At 73.8% G+C, this 8165-nt stretch carries 5 protein-coding genes, 3 tRNA genes and 1 pseudogene; 4 read left to right on the top strand and 5 right to left on the bottom strand.

What is annotated here, in order from left to right; genetic code table 11:
• Positions 1–118 (top strand): annotated as a pseudogene (locus GPA02_RS17155) (IS481 family transposase); the annotation flags it as partial.
• Positions 119–209: 91 nt separating this feature from the next.
• Positions 210–2519 (top strand): FdhF/YdeP family oxidoreductase, encoded by a 2310-nt coding sequence (locus GPA02_RS17150; protein WP_156201660.1) that lies wholly within the window; start codon positions 210–212, stop codon positions 2517–2519.
• Here the strand turns inward: GPA02_RS17150 and GPA02_RS17145 are convergent.
• The 4 genes from GPA02_RS17145 to GPA02_RS17130 form a co-directional block, all read right to left on the bottom strand.
• On the bottom strand, positions 2509–4644 hold the full coding sequence (locus GPA02_RS17145; protein ID WP_156201659.1) for a DEAD/DEAH box helicase: 2136 nt from the start codon (positions 4642–4644) through the stop codon (positions 2509–2511). The two genes, GPA02_RS17150 and GPA02_RS17145, sit on opposite strands and share 11 nt — an antisense overlap.
• A 126-nt stretch (positions 4645–4770) precedes the next feature.
• Positions 4771–4842, bottom strand: a tRNA-Val gene (locus tag GPA02_RS17140).
• A 5-nt stretch (positions 4843–4847) separates the two neighbouring features.
• Positions 4848–4918, bottom strand: a tRNA-Cys gene (locus GPA02_RS17135).
• Between the two features lie 86 nt (positions 4919–5004).
• Positions 5005–5077: transfer RNA gene (locus tag GPA02_RS17130), tRNA-Gly, on the bottom strand.
• Between the two features lie 150 nt (positions 5078–5227).
• Here GPA02_RS17130 and GPA02_RS17125 point away from each other — a divergent pair.
• A complete protein-coding gene (locus tag GPA02_RS17125) occupies positions 5228–6298 on the top strand; it encodes a chorismate-binding protein (RefSeq protein WP_156201658.1) in 1071 nt (356 codons plus the stop codon).
• Positions 6299–6302: 4 nt separating this feature from the next.
• Positions 6303–7154 (top strand): aminotransferase class IV, encoded by an 852-nt coding sequence (locus GPA02_RS17120; protein ID WP_193567883.1) that lies wholly within the window; start codon positions 6303–6305, stop codon positions 7152–7154.
• A gap of 13 nt (positions 7155–7167) precedes the next feature.
• On the opposite strand, the gene GPA02_RS17115 is transcribed toward GPA02_RS17120, so the two are convergent.
• Entirely contained in the window at positions 7168–8154 is a 987-nt protein-coding gene (locus GPA02_RS17115) for a phosphotransferase enzyme family protein (RefSeq protein ID WP_156201657.1), read from the bottom strand.
• Between the last annotated feature and the right edge of the window lie 11 nt (positions 8155–8165).

Here is an 8165-nt window from a genome sequence, read left to right as displayed (position 1 = left end):
CTCGAACACCGCCCGAGCCGACGCGCTGGCCCCATGGCTCAAGCACTACAACTACGCTCGAGCCCACACCGCCTGCGGAGGCAAGCCACCGATCAGCCGACTGTCACCAACGTGCTGACCGAGTACATCTAGCACGGCGACGGGTCGGCCGCGACGCCCCGCCCGCGGACGACACGGCGCTAGGGTCGGCGCAGGAGCGAGGAGGTCCGATGGGTCGCCCACCCGAGAAGGGGATCGACGAGTCCCGGCTGCACGTCGAGGCTCCCGAGCGCACGGCCGCGGGGCTGCCCGCGGTCGTCAACGCGCTGCGGGTCTCCGTCGAGCAGATGGGCGCGGCACGCACGGCGCGCACGCTCGCGCGGATCAACCAGCACCACGGCTTCGACTGCCCGGGGTGCGCGTGGCCGGACCCGGAGCACCGCAGCCCGGCCGAGTTCTGCGAGAACGGTGCCAAGGCGGTCGCCGAGGAGGCCACGACGCGCCGGGTGACGCCGTCGTTCTTCGCCGAGCACTCGCTCGCCGACCTCGCCGAGCGGGACGACTACTGGCTGGGGCAGCAGGGCCGGATCACCCACCCGATGGTGCTCGACGAGGGCGGCACCCACTACCGCCCGATCACCTGGGACGACGCGTTCACGCTGGTCGCCGACGAGCTGGAGGCGCTCGGCTCGCCCGACGAGGCGGTCTTCTACACCTCCGGCCGCACCTCGAACGAGGCGGCCTTCCTCTACCAGCTCCTCGTCCGCGGCCTCGGCACGAACAACCTGCCCGACTGCTCGAACATGTGCCACGAGAGCTCCGGCACCGCGCTGGGCGAGACGATCGGGATCGGCAAGGGCTCGGTGACCCTGGAGGACGTGCACGCGGCGCGACTGATCGTCGTCGCCGGTCAGAACCCCGGCACGAACCACCCGCGGATGCTGTCGGCGCTGGCGCGCGCCAAGCGTCACGGCGCACGCATCGTCTCCGTCAACCCGCTGCCGGAGGCCGGCCTGCTCGAGTTCCGCGACCCGCAGCGCCCCGCCGGGCTCCTCGGCAGCGGCGAGCGGTTGTCCGACCTGCACCAGCCGATCCGTCTCGGCGGCGACCTGGGTCTGTTCATCGGGGTCGGCAAGCACCTGCTGGAGGCCGACGAGCGCGACGGCGGCGTGATCGACCACGCGTTCGTCACCGAGCACTGCGAGGGCTTCGAGGAGTACGCGGCGCACGTGCGCGCGGTGCCGTGGGCGGAGATCGAGACAGCGACGGGGCTGACCGAGGCGCAGGTGCGGGCGCTGGGGGAGGAGATGGTCGCCTCCCCGGCGACGATCGTGTGCTGGGCGATGGGGCTCACCCAGCACGAGCACGCCACCGACATGATCCGCGAGATCGTCAACGTGCTGCTGCTGCAGGGCAACATCGGCCGCCGGGGCGCCGGGGTGTGCCCGGTGCGCGGGCACTCCAACGTGCAGGGCGACCGCACGATGGGCATCTTCGAGCGGATGCCCGACGACTTCCTCGACCGGCTCGACGCCGAGTTCGCGTTCTCCTCACCGCGCCACCACGGCTACGACACGGTCCGGGCGATCCGCGCCATGCGCGACGGCCAGGTCGGCGTGTTCGTGTCGATGGGCGGCAACTTCCTGCGCGCCACGCCCGACACGGCCGTCACCGAGGCCGCGGTGCGCCGCTGCCGGCTCACCGTGCAGGTCTCGACGAAGCTCAACCGGTCGCACGTCGTCACCGGGCGACGCGCGCTGATCCTGCCCGCGCTGGGTCGCACGGACGCCGACGTGCAGGCCGGTGGGCCGCAGCGCGTCAGCGTCGAGGACTCGATGTCGGTGGTGCACGCCTCCACCGGACGGCTGCGGCCACCGTCGCCGCACGTGCGCAGCGAGGTCGCGATCGTCGCGGGGCTGGCGCGCGAGGTGCTCGCCCGGCCGCGCTTCGCGAGCAGGGCCCCGCGCGCGGACTGGACCGCCCTGCAGGCCGACTACCGGCTGATCCGGCGGCACATCGAGGCGGTCGTGCCGGGCTTCGAGGACTACGAGCGCCGGCTCGACCGGCCGGGCGGTTTCGTGCTGCCGCACCCGCCGCGCGACGAGCGCCGGTTCCCGACGCCGTCCGGCCGGGCACGGCTGACCGTCAACCCGCTGACCTACCCGGCGCTGCCCGAGGGCCGGGTGCTGCTGCAGACGATCCGCAGCCACGACCAGTACAACACCACGATCTACGGCGACAGCGACCGGTACCGCGGCATCCACCACGGCCGCCGCGTCGTGCTCGTCAACCCGGCCGACGTCGAGCGGCTCGGGGTGGGCGACGGCCAGCTGGTCGACCTCGTGTCCGAGTGGCGCGACGGCGTCGAGCGCCGCGCCCCGGGCTTCCGTGTCGTCGCCTACCCGACGGCGGTCGGGTGCGCGGCCGCGTACTACCCGGAGACCAACGTGCTGGTGCCGCTGGACTCGGTGGCGCGGGGGAGCAACACCCCGACGTCGAAGTCGGTCGTCGTGAGGCTGGAGCCCGCGCTCAGCGCGTGAGCGCCTCGTGCATGAGGTGCACGAGCGCGTCGAGCTGCACCGACGTCGTCGAGACGACCTCGGTGTCGCTGCCGTCGAGCGCGCGCGCCGCGAGGCCCTGCTTGGCGTCGATCAGCTCGGCGATCTTGGTGTCGATCGTGTGCGCGGCGAGGATGCGCCACGCGGTCACCGGCTGCTCCTGACCGATGCGGTGCACGCGGTCGATCGCCTGCGCCTGCTCGGCCGCCGTCCAGGACAGCTCCGCCAGCACGACGTTCGACGCCGCGTGCAGGTTGAGGCCGACGCCCGCCGCGGTGAGCGAGCAGACCGCGACCGAGACCTCCGGGTCGTTGGTGAACGCGTCGATCGCCTTCTGGCGCGCGGTGCTCGTCTGCTCGCCGCGGATCGACACCGTCTTCAGACCCGCCTCCGCGAGCGCGCGCTCGGCGGTGTCCATGACGTCGATGTGCTTGGCGAAGAAGACGACCTTGCCGACCGAGCGGGCCAGCTGCGCGGTGTAGTCGGACGCCAGCGCCGCCTTGGCCTGGCCGATCCGGCGGACCATCGTGAAGACGTTCTCGCCGCCGCCGGAGGCGTTGCGCGAAGACTCCAGCTCGGCCGTGGCGACCGAGCGCATGATGTCCAGGTCGGGCTCGAACGGCTCCGGCTCGCCCGGGTGACGCGTCTCCCAGAGCTTGCGGTAGCGCTGCGCGAGCCGCGCGCCGAGCTCGCGCTCGGCCTGGCGGATCGAGCGGCCCAGGTCGTCGTCCAGCTCGACCGGCAGGTCGGCGATGCGGCGTGCCGGCAGGTCCTTCGCGACCTCGGTCTTGAGACGGCGCACGATGCCCATCGAGATGACGGCGGCCCGCGCCTCGGGGTAGAAGCCGCGGTCGGCGGGCGTGAGCCCGATCGCCTCGAGCTTGCGCATCAGCTCCCGCGAGGGCTGGTTGCCGTCGACCCAGCCGAGGAACTTCCAGATCGCGTGGAAGTCCTCGACGTCGTTGATCAGCGGCGTCCCGGTCAGCGCCATCAGCAGCGGCCGGCCGCCGGGGGCGGTCGCACGCACCTGCTCGGCGAGCGCGAGCACGTGCTGGCTGCGCTGCGAGCTGAGGTTCTTGATGAAGTGGGCCTCGTCGACGACCATCGAGCGGAACCCGAACCGCATCAGCCAGGACAGGTGGCGGTCGAGGATCTCGTAGTTGACGACGAAGACGTCGGCGAACGCGTCCATGTCGTCGCCGTCGCCGTGGATGACCGTGACCTTGCGACCCGGCGTCCAGCGCTCGACCTCGCGGGCCCAGTTGATCTTGACGACGTTCGGGACGATCGCGAGCATCGGGAAGGCGCCCGCCACCGACGCCGCCAGCACCGACTGCGCGGTCTTTCCCAGACCGGGCTCGTCGGCGAGCAGGAACGTGCGGTGGCCGCGGCGGACGGCCTCCAGCAGCCGCACCTGGTGCGGCATGAGGTCCAGGCCGCGCGGCGAGAACCTGTCGAACCGCGGCATCGGCGGCAGCTCCATCGACGCCGCGCCGCCGCCCGCTCCCTGCTCGAAGCTGCGGTACAGCGGCTCCATGAGGTCCCAGCCGTTGAGCCGACCGGTCAGCGGCGGCTCCGGCTCACGGATCGCGGGGGCCAGGAACGGGTTGGCCTTGAGACGCCGCTTGACCGAGGGCGGCACGACCTGGCGCTCGGCGAGCGCCTCCGGCACCACCGCGGGGCGGGCCGGCTGGGGCGCCTTGATCTCCATCTCCTCGGCGCTGAGCTCGGCGCCGGAGTCGAGCAGCCAGTCGAGCCGCATGCGCTGCGCGGCCGGGCCCGGCGTCGTGGCCGGGTCGAGCAGCGTGAGCAGCGAGGTGTCCCGCGCGGCGGTGCGCGCGAGGATGGTCGCGACGCCGTCGAGGCGCTTGAGCAGCTCGGCCCGCGCGGCGGAGGAGAGGTTCGGGTCGTTCTTGACCCGGGCGCGTTCCTCACGGACGAGCAGCGCGATCACCTGGAAGCGCGTGCGGTTGGTCGGTCCGACCTTGCCGCGGGCGGCCTTCGCCTCGACCTCGCGCACCTTGCGGGCGAGGATCGGGATGATCGGCGCCGCCTCGTCGCCGCGCGCGGCGCGGCGGTCGAGCAGACGGGCCTGAGATGAGGGCACTGGGTCTCCACTACGTCGAGCGCGACGGCTCGACGGACAGATGTGCGCGACGCGGACACGCGTCGGGGTGCTGCTGACGGGCGCCTCGACGGCCACCCGGTCCAGCCCTCACGGCTGGTCCAGCAGTGGGCGATACTGGGATCGAACCAGTGACCTCTTCCGTGTCAGGGAAGCGCGCTACCGCTGCGCCAATCGCCCGTGCGAGGTGGGTACGGGATTCGAACCCGTGTATACGGCTTTGCAGGCCGCTGCCTCGCCTCTCGGCCAACCCACCATGTGATCCGGTGTCGCAGTGTCGTCAGTGCTGTCAAGTGCTGAGTGACACCCCGCGCTGGATCCCCTGCTGGGCCACCGATCTCGAGCGGACGACGGGACTCGAACCCGCGACCCTCACCTTGGCAAGGTGATGCTCTACCAACTGAGCCACGTCCGCGTGCGACCACCGTTCCGGGGGCTTCCCCCCTGCGTGGTGGCGCGGCGACGATGCTAACCCAGTCCGGGCCGAAGAGTCCAACTGAGCCTCTCCGGTGTGTCGCGGAGCGGACGTCCACGGTCTCGGGCGGGCGCCCCGTAGCGTGGTCGCGTGACGTCCACGCGTGCCCCGGGAAGGGCGTGGTTCCGCGGCTTGCGGGCCACCGAGGTGGTCGAGCACGTCGACCTGCGCGAGCGGCCCGACGCGTTCGCCCAGGGCGGATGGTGGGTCGTCGTCGCGGGGTTCGACGGGCCGTGGCACGCGTGGCGGATGGCGCGTGTGGAGGCCACCGAGGAGGTCGTGCGAGACGGTGCGTCGTGGACCGGCCCGGCGCGGTCGTCGTGGCGCAGCTCGATGTCGCGGGACGTCTACGTCGACGCCGTCGCCCGGGTGCGCGAGGCGATCGCGGAGGGCGAGGTGTACCAGGCGAACATCTGCCGGGTCCTCTCGGCGCCGACCGACGGCGTGCGCCCGGACCCGCTCGGTCTCGCCGTCCGGCTCGCGACCGGCAACCCGGCGCCGTACGCGGCGCTCGTCGACGTCCCGGCGGGCGCCACCGGTCCTGCGGACCCGGGCGCCTGGGTCGTGAGCGCCTCGCCCGAGCTGTCGCTGGAGGTCGCCGACGGGTGGGTGACGTCCGGGCCGATCAAGGGCACGGCGGCCACGCCGGCGGGCCTCGCCGACAAGGACCGCGCCGAGAACGTCATGATCACCGACCTCGTGCGCAACGACCTGCAGCGCGTGTGCGCTCCGGGCACGGTCGAGGTCACCGACCTGCTCGCGCTCGAGCAGCACCCAGGCCTGGTGCATCTCGTCTCGCGCGTGCGCGGCCGGCTGCTGGACCCCACCGCGGCCGGCTGGCCGGCGCTGCTCGCCGCCGCGCACCCGCCGGGCTCGGTGTCGGGTGCGCCGAAGTCGTCGGCGCTACGGGTGATCGAGCGGCTCGAGACCGCACCGCGAGGTCCCTACTGCGGCCAGATCGGCTGGGTGGACGCCGACCGCGGCGCCGCGCGGCTCGCCGTCGGGATCCGCACCTTCTGGTGGGAGGAGGGGCTGCTGCGGTTCGGGACCGGCGCCGGGATCACGTGGGGGAGCGACCCGCAGCGGGAGTGGGAGGAGACCGAGCTCAAGGCCGCCCGGCTCGTCGCGTTGGCGTCGAGCGGCCCCGAGGGTGGAGGCTGAACCCATGACCGCTGCACCGCTGCTGCTCCACGTCGACGGCACCTTCCACGAGCCGGACGCCCCGCTGGTCTCCGCGCTCGACCACGGCATCACGGTCGGTGACGGCGTGTTCGAGACCTGCGAGCTCCTCGACGGGCGGACCTTCGCACTCACCCGCCACCTCGCGCGGTTGTCCCGCTCGGCCGAGGGGCTCGGGCTGGAGCCGCCCGAGGAGGGGCGTGTACGCGACGCGGTCGCCGCCGTCGAGCAGCGCTGGCGCGAGCAGGGCGGCGGTCTCGGGCGGCTGCGGATCACGTGGACGGCCGGGCCCGGCCCGCTCGGGTCGGACCGCACGCCCGGCTCGGGCACGCTCATCGTCGCCGCCGGCCCGACCCGCGCGCCCGGCCCGGTGCGCGTCGTCGTCGTGCCCTGGGTGCGCAACGAGCGCTCGGCGATCGCCGGGCTCAAGACGACCTCCTACGCCGAGAACGTCGTCGCGCTCGCGCACGCCCAGCAGCGCGGCGCGCGCGAGGCGATCTTCGCCAACACCCGCGGCGAGCTCTGCGAGGGCACCGGGACGAACGTGTTCGTCGAGCGCGACGGCGCAATCCTCACGCCGCCGCTCGACTCCGGCTGCCTCGCCGGCGTCACGCGCGCGCTCGTGCTCGAGTGGGCGGCCGACGCCGGGATCGAGGTGCGGGAGCAGACGCTCCCGCTGGCCGCGATCCACGAGGCCGAGCACGCGGCGCTGACCTCGAGCACGCGTGGCATGACCCCGATCGCCGCGGTCGACGACCGCGAGCTGCAGCCCGGGCCGCTGACGCTGCGGATGGCCGAGGAGTTCGACCGCCGCAGCCGCGAGCAGCTCGACCCCTGAGCGTGCGCGCGCGTCAGCCGGCGGGGTCGTGCGCCCACGCGTCGACGGCGTCCGCCCAGCCGTGGGGGTCGGCACCGGTCGGGATCTGACCGAGCCCGACACGCAGCCGCGTCGCGGTCCACCAGCCGCGCTCGGCGTCGTCGAGCGGGAGCACATCCTCGTACCCGGCGAGCAGCGCGTGCTGCGCCGCCGGCGGCGCCGGTGGCCACCGCCGGAACTGCGTGGCGAGCAGGACCGCCGCCGTCGCCAGCTCGGCGGTCGGGCTGCCGAGCCCCAGCTCGTCGAAGTCGAGGAGCGCGGCGACGCGCCCGTCGCGCACGAGCACGTTCGCGCCGCGGACGTCGCCGTGCACGAGCTGGCGGGGCGGCGCGGGCGGCGGCAGCGTCGTGAGCAGGTCCGTCAGCCGCGCGTGGGCGCGCGGCGCCCGTCCGGCCGGCAGCCCGTGCAACCACGCCGCGCGCCGGTGCTCGTCCGGGGTGAGCCGGTCGAGCCGGCCGGGTCCGAACGGCGCCGGGTCGACCTCTGCCAGCGCCAGGTGCAGCCGTGCGACCAGCGTGCCGGTCGCGCGCACGGCCGCGAGGTCGGCGACGTCGAGGTGAACGCCCTCGACCAGGGGCAGCACCGCGACCGACAGGGCGCGGTCGGAGCGCCGGACCACCCGCCGCGCCGAGGACCGAGCGGGCAGCGGCGCCGCCACCGGAAGCCCCGGCGCGTCCAGGTCGCCGAGGAGCGTGGCGATCGCCGCGAGGCGCTCGAAGGTGGGCTCGTCGGCCGCGACCTTGACCACGAGGGGTCCGTCGTCGCTCGTGACCCACGCGATGGCGTTGGTCGCGGAGATCACCCAGCGGTCGCAGCCAAAGATGCGCAGCCCCCAGTCCTCGGCGAGCACCGCCGTCAGCCAGGACGTGGCCGCCGGCAGGTCCGCGAGGCCGAAGCGGGCCGGCAGCGCGTGCGTCGGGTCGGCGTCCTCCCACAGCATCGACAGTCCTGGTGCGAGCATCCCGGCAGCGT

It is taken from the genome of Actinotalea caeni (assembly GCF_009733795.1).
In the GTDB taxonomy this organism is placed as follows: Bacteria; Actinomycetota; Actinomycetes; order Actinomycetales; family Beutenbergiaceae; genus Pseudactinotalea; species Pseudactinotalea caeni.
The sequence above is the reverse complement of the archived record's forward strand: the minus strand, read 5'-3'. Positions and strand labels throughout refer to the sequence as shown.